Below are 13,596 nucleotides of genomic sequence, written 5' to 3'. Positions count from 1 at the left end.
AGTCTGTCACGGTATACCGTGACAGACTCCTTACCTACTCATGATATATTAAAAACCTCCTAAGCTTTACATAAGCTCGGGAGGTAAAAACACTATTTTATCTATGGATATTTTTTTAGTAATCTTATCATATCTTATTTCTATTTTATCTATAAACCTAATAATGAATTCTCTTCTTAACCTTTTTATACCATTTACCTTTATATCAGTAAACAAACTTGGTAAAAACAATTGAACTATAGATTCTACTTCTTTCCTGCTCTTTTTAACTACACTAGTTTTCTTTTTAAACATTTCTAATGTTTCATCATATTTATTAATCAGATTGTCATATACTGAAAGTTGAATTTCAAAAGCAGTTAGTAAATGTTCATCGCTCTCCTTTTGAATGTAATATCTAATTGTTCTCATAAGTTCTTCTGCTTTTTTCTTTCTTTGTTCTAATAATTGCTCAACATTTCTATAACCCTCTATCCTTTTATTAAATCCATCCTCATATAAACTCCAAAACCTTTCAGTATCTTCAAATTGAAACACAAACTCTCTCATATAATTAAGAAAAGCTTCTTCTGCAATATTACATGGAATAATAGTATTACATATAGTTCTCTCTTCTTTTGTATTTGCACATCTATAAACACTTGTTCTATTAACCCCTGGGTATTTAGCCTTCATAGGCCTTTTACATTTTGAACATACTAATTTACTTTTTAAAATATAGTCTGTGTCATAGTAAAAAGCATCTCGTCTCACATTTCGCGTTTGTCTTTCATTACTCACATCTTCCCAAAAATCTTCATCAATAATTACATTTTCACTTTCTAGTGGTGAGTGAATTGGCTTATCATTATGTCTGTTAGGGTTTCTTCTCCCCCCTCTCCTATCCCAAAATATATATCCAGTATAAGTTTTATTTTTTATAATCGCTTCAATTTTACTTTTAGTCCATATGATAAATCCATATTCTTTATTCATAGTCTGAGCAATCCTTCTATAACCATATCCTTCAGAATATAATTCGAATATCTTTTTAATAAAGCTGCTATCTAACTCCGATACTTTTAGCTTTATAGACTTTTTATTACCTCCCTTTGAATAATCTTTATATTCAACTGGTATATATCCAAAGGGAACTTTTCCACCTGCCCAGTTTCCCTTACTTATAGCTGCCTTACTTCCTTCTTTTACTCTGCTTGATAAAATATTTATTTCCATTTCTGCTAAACTTGTAAATATTATATTCAATAATCTTTTTATCTTAGGATTTGCATCTTCGAAGTCTTCACCTGGTTTAGCATAATGTATCTGTATACCAAACTTTTCAAAATAGATTTCTAATGCCATTGCATCCTCTACATCTCTTGCTAATCTATCTCTAGAATATACAATTAAATGTTTAAATGATTTTTTTTGAACTTCTTTTAGCAACTTTGTTAACATAGGTCTATCCCTAAAATTCTCTATAAAATTTGATTCATCTATACTTTCATCCTCTTCCTTACTAGCTGGTTTATTCTCTTTATATTTCAAGCTATCTTCTAAAATCCATCCTTTGCTTTTCGCATATTCCTCAATATATTTCATTTGATTTTCAATAGAGTATCCTTCTTCACTTTGTTTTAAAGTTGAAACTCTGGCATATGAAGCTGCTTTATCACAAGTTTCATTATATTTTTCAACACTATTTGATTTCAATTCTATTTCCACCAATCGATATCTCCCTTTCATTCTTGTAATCAAATATTTCTAAAAGAGCTTGTTCATTGCCTTCTAATTCCCTTAATAATAAATCTATAAATTTTGATTTAGCAAGTGGTAAGGTTATACTCTCAAAGTCTTCTTCTAAAAAGATAATCTTGTCCTTAGTATCTTCTATCTCTTGCTCAATTCTTTCCTTTTCATCTACTAACGTTTTTATATTTTCTTTTGTGTCCTTGTTTTTATCATCTTTAATGTACTCTTCAACCAGTTCACCTTGTTTATTTATACATTCGATTAGATCCTTTTGTAATTTTTTTAGAGCTAAATTGAGCTTATCTATTATTTTTTTTAATATCTTTCTACAATCTCTATTATCAATCGTCCACGTAATTACTTTATCAAATATCTCCTTAACAAAATTACTTTTTGTTGCTTCAAAACAGTTCTTTTTTTCACAAACAAATGTATTGTATTTTAATCTAATGTCAGTGTTACATTTACAGCATGAAAATAATCCATTAAATAAAGTGGTTTTATTTTTACCTCGTGATTTTCTACTTCGTGATGGTTCGTTATTGCTAGTCCACTTTTTTGCTGCCTCAATCCATTGTTTAAGTGAAATAATTTCTTCTACATTTATACATTCGTGAAAATATTCTTCATCTACTTCAACCTCTCTGTCCTCATATAAAATTTTGAAATCTTCGTACTTATAATCAAGAGATATTGTTTGTTGTCCAGTATATATGGGACGAGATATTATTTTAGTTACATCGCCATTCTTTAAATTATAAATAATATCTTTATATTCAAGATATTCTTCACCTTTATCTATATACATTTTCTCAGCTTTTTCTTTCAATTTCTCAATAATTTCTTTTGGTTTTTCTACTACGTCACTTTTATCTAAATAAATTTCAAATATATCTTTAATTACTAAAGCCCTAACTCCATCTTTTATATATTTTGTTTTATACTTTTCCCCAGATACTTCTATGCAAGTAAATCCAAAGGCTGGTCTCTTGTCATAAATTCCTTTTCCTCTTTTTATTTGTTGACCTGCATAAATTCTATCTCTAATATTCTTAGGTTCAAGATCTGCAATTGCCATAATCATATTTTCTATAAAATTAGCTGCATAATCTCTATCTTCCATTAACTGTACATCATTACTGTACAATATTTGTATATCCATGCCTTTAAAAAGCTTTCGTATCTCTAGATGATCTTCGAAGTTTCTTGTTAGTCTATCTCTTTTAGTTACTATAATCTTTTTAAATAAACCCTTTTTGGCATCTTCGATTAATCTTTTAAATTCTGGTCTTATTCTAAAGTGCTTGACTCCACTAATATGTTCTTTATACACAGCATGTATGATTAAATTATTTTCTCTAGCATACCTTGTATTAGTTATAACTTGAGCTTCAAGAGCACTCTTTACGTTAGGATTAGATTCTCTAGCATATATTGCTGCGTAGTTATGACGATCATTAACCATTCTCTTTACTATTTCTTCTTTCTCTGGAATTTTTACTTTCACTTATAATCTCCTTAAAGATATCATCATTCTCTAGTAGTTTATTTATTATAAAATTCATAAGTTTATTCGCAGCTTCCTCATTATTTTTAAATACTATTTTAAATTCGTTGCTCTTATTTAAGCTCTCCATTATTACTCTTTCTCCTTTTCTATTTTTATAAATTTTTCTTCTTTAATAAAACTTTATCTATTAAAATAGAGGCATCGATAATATCTTCATTTGAAATCTTACGAGTAAACTTCCTATTATAAGTTAGATAATAATAACTAATAAAGTCCGGGTATACACCAAGTTTTAAATATATTAACTTTAAGGTTATAGCTGATTTTAGATCCATTGGGAAATTAGACATATGTTTTACTAAGTATCCACTTTTATAATCAACAACCTCAATCCCTCCATCAAATCTCTCATACACCTTATCAATTTTTGAAAATAAGAATATCTTTTTATCAACTTTTTCGCTTAAAGTCCTATTTACTGTGAATACATCTGCACCTATATCTAATGGTGAATAAAAATAAGTTGCTAGCACATTATGGGCTCTAATTCTAAACTTTTGCTCTTCCACTGGCGATTCGTAACCTTCAGTAATCCAATTTTTTCTTAGAAGATTTAATAGTGCTTTCTTCTGCCCCCTTTCACACTCTGAAAGCATATTAAAATCAGCCATAGTTTGATGAATAGTCTTATCAAAGGCTAAAAATTTATTATTCATTACTCTACTCCCTCATATCTGCTAGCCATATTTTACTTAGGTAAAATTAAATAAAATTCTAAAATATTAATTGGACAAATTATTAGATAATTTCAAAACTGTCTATAAGCGCGGCTTAACTTAAACATCTTTGATGCATTACGCGTCATAAATATTATATTATTGATGCATATTGCAAATCAATAGAAATTTATGTTAATAAATTTCTCAAAACCATTGCATAAAACTGTGTTTTTTAATACAATATTTAATTAAAGGAAAAATTTACTTTTATATGAAAGTTTTATTTAAAGAGGTGTATTAATGAGCAATTTTGCAGAAAGATTTAAATCACTGCGATTAGAAAAAGACTTAACTCAAAGCCAGTTAAGTGAAGAATTAAATATACCCAGGACAACTATTTCATCCTGGGAATTAGGTAGAAGAGAACCTGACTTAAAAACTATAGTAATATTGGCTTCTTTTTTTAAAGTTTCAGTAGATTATTTAATAGGTTTGATTGATAATAAAAATCCCATACATACAGATGATGTCATAAAAAAAATACACAACTTAATAAGAGATGATGAATTAGCTGACTTTATAGACAAATTAGCTTCTGATAGCAACTTACAACAAATGTGTAAAGAACTAAAAAATTTATCATCAAAATCAATCATGAGATTGATTAAAATTGCAAAGGTTTTGGATGAAGATTTTTAAATATCTTCATTCTTTTTATTGTATTTTTCATCTATATCCGGCCAAATAACTCCATTTTTTATTCTATCCTTCTCAAATTTATCACAAAAAACCTTATACTGTTCATCTGTGAGTTGATTTTTCTCTACTTCCTCACCATTCTTAGTTACAAAAACTACCTTTATCACTCTTAACTCTTCTTTAGCCATGATTACCCCACCCCCATGTTCATATATATGACTTGGGGAATTTTTTATAACTTATAATATATTATTGTCATCATGTATAAACTTATATTTTTCATAGTACAAATATATTGATGTATGTGTTTTAGCGCTTACTTATCCACAAATTTCAAGTAACATCTAAAGATTAAAATGCTATAATTAACTTGGACAAATTATTGGCAAAAATTCTTGGCTATAACTTAAACTCTAAAAATACTAGCATTAATCACATAGAAACCTTATCTATGTGTAATACACCTAAGATGTTTTATATCTTAAGCATAATAATTGTATGGAGTGACAGTTGTGGCAAATTTAAAATTTGAAAATAACAAGGCAGTTTTATACGCTCGTGTAAGTACTGAGGAACAAGCATCCCGTGATAATTCTATTCCAGCTCAAATAAAAGCTATTAAGCAATTTGCTTTAAAAAATGGCATAGAAATAATAAAAGAATATGTTGATGAAGGAAAGTCAGCAAGGACAGCTGATAGACCTCAGTTTCAACAGATGATTAGTGATGCAAAGAAAAAAGATAAAATCTTTTCTAAGATATTAATACATAAGACAGACAGATTCGCAAGAAACAGATCGGATTCAGTTATATATAAATCACTTTTACAAAAGGAGTGTCATGTTGAGGTTATAAGTATTACTGAGATTTTTGATGACTCGCCAACGGGTAAGCTATTAGAAGGAATGATGGAAGTAATTGCAGAGTTCCATTCATTAAACCTGGCTCAAGAAGTAATGAAAGGAATGAAACAAAAGGCTGGAAAAGGCTTATATCTTGGTAGAACTCCCTATGGGTATACCTTAGATGAAACCACAAAAAAGCTTACTATTGATGAAGAAGAATCCAAGGTTGTAAAGATTATTTTTGAAATGTACTCTAATGGTGATAGCTTTGCAACAATTAAATCTCATCTTAATACTGCGGGTATCTTTACTAGAGAAAATAAGGCTTGGGATTCATCATCAATAAAACGAATAATAAAAAACCCTGCATATATAGGTCAATTTACTTGGAATAAAACTAAACGTTCTACAAATTTAAAAAAGGATTCCACAGAATGGGTAATTGTAGAAAATTCTCATGACCCAATTATTTCACCTGAATTGTTTTACAAAACTCAAAATGTGATTAAGTCCAAGCATACTATTAGGGGTAAGGGAGTAAAGAGTATATATCTCTTATCTTCAATGCTTAAATGTGGACACTGCGGTCATAATATGATAGGTGAGAAAAAGAAGCATGTATCTGGAAAAGTTTATATTAGGTATGTATGTGGAAATTATCTTAGTCATAAATTATGTTTTTATAACTTTGTTCATAAGGATGCTATAGAAAGTTTGGTCTTTAATAATATAAGAGAAATATTGAATACAGGAAAAGTTGATACTAACAATGTTGTACTTGTAGAATCAAAAACCTCGGATGCCGAAAAGGACCTTCTGGAAACAAGCATGAAAAATATAAAACACAAGTTTGAAAAACAGCTAGAAGCTTTTGAAGCTGGAATTATAGACCTTGAAGAACTTCAAGCAGCTAAAAAAAGAGTATCTCTTGAAGAATCAGAAATTAAACACCAGTTAGAGCAGCTTGAAAAAAAATCACAAAATAAAAATATTGGTAAAAATTTAAAATCTCATCTCACTGGCATTGATGAAATATTATTATTAAATGATCCAGCCAATATAAAGCTATGGCTAAAAGATAGGATTTACAGTATAGAAGTGTTTAATAAATCTGATGTTATAATAAAATATAAACTTCCTGTGGATTAAGTAATAAAGATTCATAGTAATATAATAAGCTATATTGCTATGAATCTCACAAATTAAATTGGATTATAAAAATTCTTAACTCTAGAAAAATAAAACAAACTTATTTATGAATATAAAATTAACTAAAGAAATTCATTAGGAAGCCTTGTACGAGATTGCATATTTATCACCAAGTTCGCTTTGCACCTTCTCTGCTAATTTTATACCACTTTTGTTATGCTGATATGTTATTTCATAAATATATTCTGATTCATCAAGCACTGATTTAGAATATGCTTGTACCCAACTCATCAATTCATTTTTTAATTTCTCCGTCAGAGGAATTTCTTCTAAATTAAGATTACAGCCACATTTTCCACACCAAATTGGATCCGCACCAAAATCCGCCTCAACCACTAAATCATAACTTTGTTCTTTACAAAAGCATTGCATAGAATTATACTCCTATCTAATTTATAATATTATAAGAATGTTTAAATATCTTAAATTCATGATTAGTAGACTATATCAGAAGATTACGTACTAAATCTATCAATAAAAGTGATGTTAAATATTGTAATAGTATTTTAAATAAGTCCAAGTTTCAAACCAAAAACTCTTTTTATTTATCGGCTTCAAAATGGGTATCTTTTCATTTTGACTAAATAAATATACTATTTCATTCTCAATTATTAACTTATCTCTATGAGTAAATGTCATATTAAAGCATTCTTTCTTATAATAGTCTTCTCTATCTATTGACCATTCTGCCTTTTTAACTGAAAACCTGTCACTCATCATTACCCTTCCCTTATATCTTTAAGTATTTTTCTATCATTATTTAGTTTAATAATTAAATTCGCAATATGTTACTGTTGTTCAACAATATAAGAAGAGTGTGTCTTAACATAAATAATTGCCAAAGACTCTATATAAAGCATCTTCGTTAACTCTATCACTTGCCTTCCACCAGCTAACAGGATATTCCCAGTCATTAGCTCTTCCAACTGACGGAGGGTCTCTGTGATATATAGGTTTAAAATCATACAAAAACCCTTTATTCTCAGATGTCTCAAGAATACCGCAAATGCCAAGTATACCTAATAACACTTCCCTTTCTGCCTTATTGGACGGTAGTAATGATAAAATTGATTTTTCTAAATCTCTCGGTCCACCCCATTGCATATCTTGTGCAGATTTTATTAGATTTTTGAATATATCGATGTCTTCTTTTGTAGGAATCAACTTTGGTAACTTGTTAAATTCAAATAAATCGAACATAGCATAAGACGAATGTGTGTGTCTAAGCCCACCCCATTTAAACCGTTCAAAATTGTAAATATCCCAAGTTCGTTCATAGCCATTATATTTTAATTCATTAAATCCACATATATTACAATAAGTTTTATCTGTATAATCATGTTTGACTATACTATTGCCGTAAATGTAACTTCCTAAAGCAGAACGATATTCTAAATTTCTTGTGCTTAAACTAGAAAGAAAAGCAGATGTAACTTGCACTAAGTTAATGTCTGTACAAAGTTGCTTGATATTCTCAATAGTTTCATCATGAGAAAATTGATTAGGTTGAAACATTGCTCCTTGTTTTATTGCATAAGCATGGTCATCCTCTGATATTATTCCATTTTTCCAACCACCATTACTCCAATACGCATTTAATAATATTTTTTTCGCTTTTTTATTCACTTAAACACCTCTAATCCTACTGCTACACATTATAAATTGAATATCAAGAGTAATATTCATTATCGTTATGGATGCAAAACACTATTAGTAAGATATTTCGCCTTTTCATAATCATTTTTCTTTACAGAAACAATATATTGTTTTTCATAGTCCATCTTCGTTCCAAAACTCCCCAATATACTCTTTGAGGTATCTGAGTGATTTATGACTTTATAGATATATTTAATGCCTTCTTTTTCTAAAATTTCTCTTACCTTTGATAGTTCTTCTAATGAATATCCGATATATACATCTTCCTTATTAAATAAAAACAATCCACATATCCCCCCTTGAATTATCCTTAATTCACAATGTATAGTTATGTAGTTTTAAGTTACTGTTGTTCAACAATATAAGAATATTGTGACAGAATTCATATTATATTCCTTCATATAAAGGTTTCCAGTTCTTATCTCTTACATCATATATATCGGCCTTTCTTACATACCTTGACATGCCCTTCTCACAGGCACCAAATTCAATAAAATTTTTTTGTGCTTGCCGTAGGGAAATCCCATTATTCGCACCACCTTCAAGGTCAACATCTTCAAACTGTGAGTAATCATCTTCCCAGTAGCAAATAGGACAAATATCGTACTTATGTTCATCATTTAATGTCTTATAACCACAACAAGGGCAAGTATACTTTTCCATTTATAATCCTCCAAAATAAAAGAATTCATTGAACATTTTTATACTGTTGTTCAACAATATATGAAAGTTCCGAACTAACTAAACAATATATTATGCTCTTTATTTTCACTCAGACAAATTACTATTTGTCTGCTAATCACCTTTACTTCTCAATAAAATTCAATTTATTAACATTAATTTTGGTTTTTGTATGTAAGCCATGCTTCTATTACCCAAAGCAGAAATGGTGTATTTCTAGCATTTCTTCAAGGTCTTCTTCTATATAATCTTTACACCCAAACCCATACCTGCACTCATAAAGGCCAGTATTCTCAATTCGGCACATCACACTTTGAGGTCCATACTTTCCACACCATTTACATTTATTTAGAGCTTGTTCGTTTATTGCGGCCTTACATACATAACCACCTTCAACAGCCTCAAAGAGTTCACCATCACATTTATGTTTAAAATTACATTCTTTGTCCATTTTATTCACCTCATTTTATTATTTTGACTATATGATATATTTAATTCAACTCTACAAGTTAACATTTATCTGTCTGCTTAATAAATAATCCTTACTTCGTAAAATTTAACAATGCTTCATATATCATAGTTTTACAATTAACGAATCATTTTAGAAGAATACGACTCACAATTTTTATACTAACTTTGTTTGGTAACTTCAAGAAAATTCTCTTGGTCTTTAATATATACTTCAAAAATATTACTGCCCACTATCTCGTATTCATCTTCCATATGGTGATCGTAAGCAATAATTTCAGACTCATTACTTAAATTTATACCCCAAGTTTCATCGCTACAGGAGCTACCAAAGAACAAATAGTTGCTAAAATCAAGGCTAGGATAATATTGTTTATATTCTTCCTTGAAGAATTTGTTCATTTCTAAAACCGAAGAACCATCTCTATAACTTTTAAGAGGCAATAAGTATGCTGCATTTCCATTACCTTCTTTAAATCCATTAAAAGACAAGTATAATTCACGCAATACAGATGGAAACTTAATATCTAATTCTTCTTCAATCTCAACAATATCTTGTTTCGTTGCTGGCGAGTTAAACTTTCCATTCTCAAAGTACTCTTTAATTTCTTCTACCATAATTCAATCTCCTATAATATGCATATGTTGGTTACTGTTAATGATTAAGTTCGTAATAATCTACTGTTGTTCAACAATATATGAAGATTGCGTCTTAACATTATTTTAAATTAGCATCTAGATTTTTCTCTTATTATTCTTGTTTATCCCATAGGTCCAACTCATTACATAGAATTTCTGCTTTATCATAAAGAGAATCTATTAATTCTTCCGAACCATGAATTTGTATCCAATCAACTCCATTTGAGGCAGGTAAACATATTGCGATTTTATCTTCGCTGGCTAACTTTTCACAATACTTAACTGCTGAAATAGAATTACCTGTATAAGGGCTACTCCTTTGACTTGGTCTATAGCAGTGATGAAGAATCTCTTCAAGATTTATCGAATTTTTTTTGAGAACAATAACAACTGAGCCTCTTATCCAACAACCTGTATTCCAAAATGTTTCATTCCCCTTAATTACTTCCTTGGTAAGGGCAACCTTATATTTATTCTTATCTTTAATTAAAATATCAGAATGTCTTTGAAAAAACTCTGAATCTTTCTTTATACCGTAAACAAAGCATTCACTGGCTACATTTAGCAATGGTCTTATAACCAAATCATGAGCTGGTAAAATATCTTCATCTTTGTATTTACAAGTCATATTGTATGGTATTAATCCTACGTTAAAATAACTCATAGTTTCCTCCGAATAATTTAGATTGTATAGATTCGTAATATTTTACAATTGCTTAACTATATTGAATTTATAATAAATCAACATTATAAGAAGAATGTGTCTTAATTGCAAAAAATACTACGACTTCTTCAACCCCCATATAATAACTGCAATTAGTATACCAAATGATATACCAAAACCTATCCCACTTATTGCGAAGAAAGTGTTGTTTCTCATAATTATTGAGAAAACAACACCTACAAATAAACCAATTATCATCCCAATGACAAGATATTTGGAAAGACCATTATCTTTATTATTATTCAAATCAATACCTCCATTTTATAAACAATCTTTATTTCACATTTTTCTACTGTTCAACAATATATGAAAGTGACGTATCAAATCGCTATGTTTCAACTATTAAAATTGCTTCTTCCTTGTAGTTATCCAACTCATCAATTGTTAACCAAAAACCTTCATCTTCTCTATATTTATGAAACCTCAAGGTACTTTCCTTGTCATCATAAGATAGAATTAAATGAAATTTACATACTGGAAATTTCGCTTTTAGTTTATTATTCCAAATATCCAAAATATACATAGCAAGCTTTAATCCTTCAATTGGGCTTTTATTGCTGCCATTTATATATTGGGATATATGAATATGGTTGTTACTTGCTTCAAATCCTGTCTTATCCCCGTATATCTTGCTTATTAGATTCATATCTAATTTTTTTATATCTTCATTTTTATTATTTATTAAAATACAGTCTTCCACTTCTAAAAATACTGGTGAAATAACACCAGAAACACTACAAAATTCTTTCTTTAAAACTTCGTTAAAATTTATTGTTTTAAGTAACTTTGTCATTTTAGTATTTGTATAAATCATATATCTCACTTCCTATTAAGTTGCGATAATATACTGTTGTGACACAATATAAGAAGATTATTCATTACTACCTTACACTCAATTACTACGCATAGCCAGACTTCTATTTAAAATCTTATTCTAAAATTACTGTTTTTCTTCCTGTAAAGAACTTCAAAAAACTCCTTAATCTCGATATTAGCAAATTTGTTGAAATTTATAGTAATATTTCTTTTTAATAAGGATGTCTTATCATTATCTCGCTTCTTGAGTTTAACACCAATTAAGAGGTGAAATTTTATACTATACATTTCTTCTATTGACTTTATTTCAGACCAATCAAATGACCTATCGCTCGTAAGCTTTTTAACTCTAATAGATTTATCTGAAATCTCAATAAACTGTCTCTTCATTATTGCATGTAGAAGATCCGTATCTACATAGATAGTTAATATAATAAACACTATAAATATGAGAAAACTCAGCAATTCTTCGGGAATCATATCTCTTGCATTCCATAATAAATAGATAAAAGAGATGGAAAGTCCATTAATTAAAACAATTAAAAACCATGCTAAAATGCTGTATTTCACATAAATAATTTTTGGTAATGAATATATCGATAGCCTTATCTTCTTATTTATAGCAAAGCTGTCTTTCATAGCAAAATTCCTTTCAAAATTACTAATAAAATTATCTAGATACCAAGTTAAGTTAGTAATTTTACATCTTAATGAAAACTTAAACCAGTTTCTTTAGTTCGTCTAAGTTTACTATTCTACATTAGTTGCTGTTTAGCAATTATCGAAGAATATGAGAATAATACGTTTTATTGCATATGTTTTTTTCTATATAATACTAACTTTTGTCCCAATGTTGTGTATTTTTAAATTCTGAATCTGTTCCCCAAATTGTTCTAATTGCCATGATTTAATACCGTCAATGTAAAAGCAACAACTATGTTCTTCTAACGATGCTCCATCATCTATTTCGCAGAATACTTCTGCTCTTATATGTCCGCTTCTATCTTTATAAAAAATCTTCATCATAAAATCAGGAGTGCTATCATTACCTCTTTTACCTGTTTCCCATACAAACTCTTTAATTGCCTGCTGAGTAAACTGCTGTATTTTAAACGTTAATTCATCTATTAGTTCATCATTTACATATGTATTCATGGTTACACTTATCCTATCCGAATTTGCTTTACACCTTAATTCAAAAAAATCATCATCTTGCCATATTCGTTCAAATTCAATATTCCCCATTCTCCCCACCTACTTTTCAATATATAATCTAATGATATGTCATTAAACCTAAACCTATTTTCTGAATTATATAAGAATGTTCATCTTCTTCACCACTAAGTTTTCCAATCTTAAACCTTGATAAATCTATCAAGTCCTTAAGTATTGGAGGAATTTCAACATCCCAATCGATGTTTTCAAACCTAATAGGAAACTCGCTATATGGATTTCTAGTGTGAAAGTAGATTGCGTCATAAATGCCGTCATCTCCGCTTAAATATATCCACGTTTGAAAGTTTCTTTTATTCTCCTTTGCTTGCATCTCGATTTTGTCCAAAAACTTAAGATAGTACAAGACATGAATTCTTCTATGTTTATTGCTTGTTGTTGTGATTCCCTCCCAATCTAAATGGTTGTGCCACATTTGATACCAAGATTTTTCACACAGGTCTATATTAAAGTTTCTTAATTGTCTTTCAATACTTCTATAGTGCTTCTTTAAATCTCTAGTTCTTTTTTTCATCCAATCTCCACCTTAATGTTGTTCATTATTTTATTTAGGACGCATATTCATAGCCTTACGTCTTAAACCTTTATTTCTTTTCTTCTTTATAAACTTGTAAAGTAGTTTTCATCTTGCTGATTATTTTCTCTTCCTGCCACTTGCTTATT

General features: G+C 29.1%; 20 protein-coding genes. 2 read left to right on the top strand and 18 right to left on the bottom strand.

The window, feature by feature from the left end; translation table 11 throughout:
- Positions 1-66 precede the first annotated feature (66 nt).
- From DP68_RS16355 to DP68_RS16340, 4 genes are read right to left on the bottom strand one after another with little or no spacing between them, the layout of a single operon-like run.
- Positions 67-1,707: a recombinase family protein gene (locus DP68_RS16355; protein WP_035311453.1), complete on the bottom strand. Its 1,641-nt coding sequence runs from the start codon at positions 1,705-1,707 to the stop codon at positions 67-69.
- On the bottom strand, positions 1,682-3,241 hold the full coding sequence (locus DP68_RS16350) for a recombinase family protein (RefSeq protein ID WP_035311451.1): 1,560 nt from the start codon (positions 3,239-3,241) through the stop codon (positions 1,682-1,684). Before DP68_RS16350 ends, DP68_RS16355 begins: the two co-directional genes overlap by 26 nt.
- Positions 3,192-3,371 carry a hypothetical protein gene (locus DP68_RS16345; RefSeq protein ID WP_035311450.1) on the bottom strand — a complete coding sequence of 60 codons (180 nt, stop codon included), beginning with the start codon at positions 3,369-3,371 and terminating at the stop codon, positions 3,192-3,194. Before DP68_RS16345 ends, DP68_RS16350 begins: the two co-directional genes overlap by 50 nt.
- A 25-nt stretch (positions 3,372-3,396) precedes the next feature.
- Positions 3,397-3,960 carry a PD-(D/E)XK nuclease family protein gene (locus tag DP68_RS16340; protein WP_035311448.1) on the bottom strand — a complete coding sequence of 188 codons (564 nt, stop codon included), beginning with the start codon at positions 3,958-3,960 and terminating at the stop codon, positions 3,397-3,399.
- A 303-nt stretch (positions 3,961-4,263) separates the two neighbouring features.
- Between DP68_RS16340 and DP68_RS16335 the strand changes: the two genes are divergently transcribed.
- Entirely contained in the window at positions 4,264-4,662 is a 399-nt protein-coding gene (locus DP68_RS16335; RefSeq protein ID WP_035311447.1) for a helix-turn-helix transcriptional regulator, read from the top strand.
- Here the strand turns inward: DP68_RS16335 and DP68_RS16330 are convergent.
- Entirely contained in the window at positions 4,659-4,850 is a 192-nt protein-coding gene (locus DP68_RS16330) for a hypothetical protein (protein ID WP_035311445.1), read from the bottom strand. The two genes, DP68_RS16335 and DP68_RS16330, sit on opposite strands and share 4 nt — an antisense overlap.
- 324 nt (positions 4,851-5,174) lie before the next feature.
- Here DP68_RS16330 and DP68_RS16325 point away from each other — a divergent pair, with 324 nt between their 5' ends.
- Positions 5,175-6,656: a recombinase family protein gene (locus tag DP68_RS16325; protein WP_052085867.1), complete on the top strand. Its 1,482-nt coding sequence runs from the start codon at positions 5,175-5,177 to the stop codon at positions 6,654-6,656.
- Positions 6,657-6,791: 135 nt separating this feature from the next.
- Here DP68_RS16325 and DP68_RS16320 read toward each other — a convergent pair whose 3' ends face one another.
- The 13 genes from DP68_RS16320 to DP68_RS16260 form a co-directional block, all read right to left on the bottom strand.
- Entirely contained in the window at positions 6,792-7,088 is a 297-nt protein-coding gene (locus DP68_RS16320; RefSeq protein ID WP_035311444.1) for a hypothetical protein, read from the bottom strand.
- A gap of 114 nt (positions 7,089-7,202) precedes the next feature.
- Positions 7,203-7,433 carry a hypothetical protein gene (locus tag DP68_RS16315; RefSeq protein ID WP_035311443.1) on the bottom strand — a complete coding sequence of 77 codons (231 nt, stop codon included), beginning with the start codon at positions 7,431-7,433 and terminating at the stop codon, positions 7,203-7,205.
- A gap of 105 nt (positions 7,434-7,538) precedes the next feature.
- Positions 7,539-8,342, bottom strand: coding sequence for a hypothetical protein (locus DP68_RS16310; RefSeq protein WP_035311441.1), 804 nt, complete (start codon positions 8,340-8,342; stop codon positions 7,539-7,541).
- 65 nt (positions 8,343-8,407) lie between these two features.
- On the bottom strand, positions 8,408-8,656 hold the full coding sequence (locus DP68_RS16305; protein ID WP_035311439.1) for a hypothetical protein: 249 nt from the start codon (positions 8,654-8,656) through the stop codon (positions 8,408-8,410).
- 103 nt (positions 8,657-8,759) lie between these two features.
- Positions 8,760-9,035 (bottom strand): CPCC family cysteine-rich protein, encoded by a 276-nt coding sequence (locus tag DP68_RS16300; protein WP_035311438.1) that lies wholly within the window; start codon positions 9,033-9,035, stop codon positions 8,760-8,762.
- Between the two features lie 208 nt (positions 9,036-9,243).
- Positions 9,244-9,504, bottom strand: a complete 261-nt coding sequence (locus tag DP68_RS16295; RefSeq protein ID WP_035311436.1) for a hypothetical protein — start codon at positions 9,502-9,504, stop codon at positions 9,244-9,246.
- A gap of 179 nt (positions 9,505-9,683) precedes the next feature.
- Entirely contained in the window at positions 9,684-10,139 is a 456-nt protein-coding gene (locus DP68_RS16290) for an SMI1/KNR4 family protein (RefSeq protein WP_035311435.1), read from the bottom strand.
- Between the two features lie 133 nt (positions 10,140-10,272).
- Entirely contained in the window at positions 10,273-10,824 is a 552-nt protein-coding gene (locus DP68_RS16285) for a hypothetical protein (RefSeq protein ID WP_052085866.1), read from the bottom strand.
- 117 nt (positions 10,825-10,941) lie between these two features.
- The gene (locus tag DP68_RS16280) at positions 10,942-11,130 is read right to left on the bottom strand and encodes a hypothetical protein (RefSeq protein ID WP_035311434.1); all 189 of its coding nucleotides are present in this window, start codon (positions 11,128-11,130) and stop codon (positions 10,942-10,944) included.
- Between the two features lie 82 nt (positions 11,131-11,212).
- On the bottom strand, positions 11,213-11,698 hold the full coding sequence (locus tag DP68_RS16275) for a hypothetical protein (protein ID WP_052085865.1): 486 nt from the start codon (positions 11,696-11,698) through the stop codon (positions 11,213-11,215).
- Positions 11,699-11,805: 107 nt separating this feature from the next.
- Positions 11,806-12,339, bottom strand: a complete 534-nt coding sequence (locus DP68_RS16270; RefSeq protein ID WP_035311432.1) for a hypothetical protein — start codon at positions 12,337-12,339, stop codon at positions 11,806-11,808.
- 186 nt (positions 12,340-12,525) lie between these two features.
- Complete coding sequence (locus DP68_RS16265; protein WP_035311430.1) at positions 12,526-12,945, bottom strand: hypothetical protein; 420 nt, start codon at positions 12,943-12,945, stop codon at positions 12,526-12,528.
- Between the two features lie 28 nt (positions 12,946-12,973).
- A complete protein-coding gene (locus DP68_RS16260) occupies positions 12,974-13,447 on the bottom strand; it encodes a hypothetical protein (protein WP_035311429.1) in 474 nt (157 codons plus the stop codon).
- Positions 13,448-13,596: the final 149 nt, after the last annotated feature.

It is taken from the genome of Clostridium sp. HMP27, from assembly GCF_000765165.1.
Taxonomy (GTDB): domain Bacteria; phylum Bacillota; class Clostridia; order Clostridiales; family Clostridiaceae; genus Clostridium_AK.
The sequence above is the reverse complement of the archived record's forward strand: the minus strand, read 5'-3'. Positions and strand labels throughout refer to the sequence as shown.

Coding starts and splice junctions, on each gene's coding strand:
- DP68_RS16270 (WP_035311432.1), bottom strand. CDS start 12,339: ATGAAAGACAGCTTTGCTATAAATAAGAAGATAAGGCTATCGATATAT.
- DP68_RS16335 (WP_035311447.1), top strand. CDS start 4,264: ATGAGCAATTTTGCAGAAAGATTTAAATCACTGCGATTAGAAAAAGAC.
- DP68_RS16265 (WP_035311430.1), bottom strand. CDS start 12,945: ATGGGGAATATTGAATTTGAACGAATATGGCAAGATGATGATTTTTTT.
- DP68_RS16345 (WP_035311450.1), bottom strand. CDS start 3,371: ATGGAGAGCTTAAATAAGAGCAACGAATTTAAAATAGTATTTAAAAAT.
- DP68_RS16260 (WP_035311429.1), bottom strand. CDS start 13,447: ATGAAAAAAAGAACTAGAGATTTAAAGAAGCACTATAGAAGTATTGAA.
- DP68_RS16295 (WP_035311436.1), bottom strand. CDS start 9,504: ATGGACAAAGAATGTAATTTTAAACATAAATGTGATGGTGAACTCTTT.
- DP68_RS16320 (WP_035311444.1), bottom strand. CDS start 7,088: ATGCAATGCTTTTGTAAAGAACAAAGTTATGATTTAGTGGTTGAGGCG.
- DP68_RS16275 (WP_052085865.1), bottom strand. CDS start 11,698: ATGATTTATACAAATACTAAAATGACAAAGTTACTTAAAACAATAAAT.
- DP68_RS16285 (WP_052085866.1), bottom strand. CDS start 10,824: ATGAGTTATTTTAACGTAGGATTAATACCATACAATATGACTTGTAAA.
- DP68_RS16330 (WP_035311445.1), bottom strand. CDS start 4,850: ATGGCTAAAGAAGAGTTAAGAGTGATAAAGGTAGTTTTTGTAACTAAG.
- DP68_RS16300 (WP_035311438.1), bottom strand. CDS start 9,035: ATGGAAAAGTATACTTGCCCTTGTTGTGGTTATAAGACATTAAATGAT.
- DP68_RS16340 (WP_035311448.1), bottom strand. CDS start 3,960: ATGAATAATAAATTTTTAGCCTTTGATAAGACTATTCATCAAACTATG.
- DP68_RS16290 (WP_035311435.1), bottom strand. CDS start 10,139: ATGGTAGAAGAAATTAAAGAGTACTTTGAGAATGGAAAGTTTAACTCG.
- DP68_RS16315 (WP_035311443.1), bottom strand. CDS start 7,433: ATGAGTGACAGGTTTTCAGTTAAAAAGGCAGAATGGTCAATAGATAGA.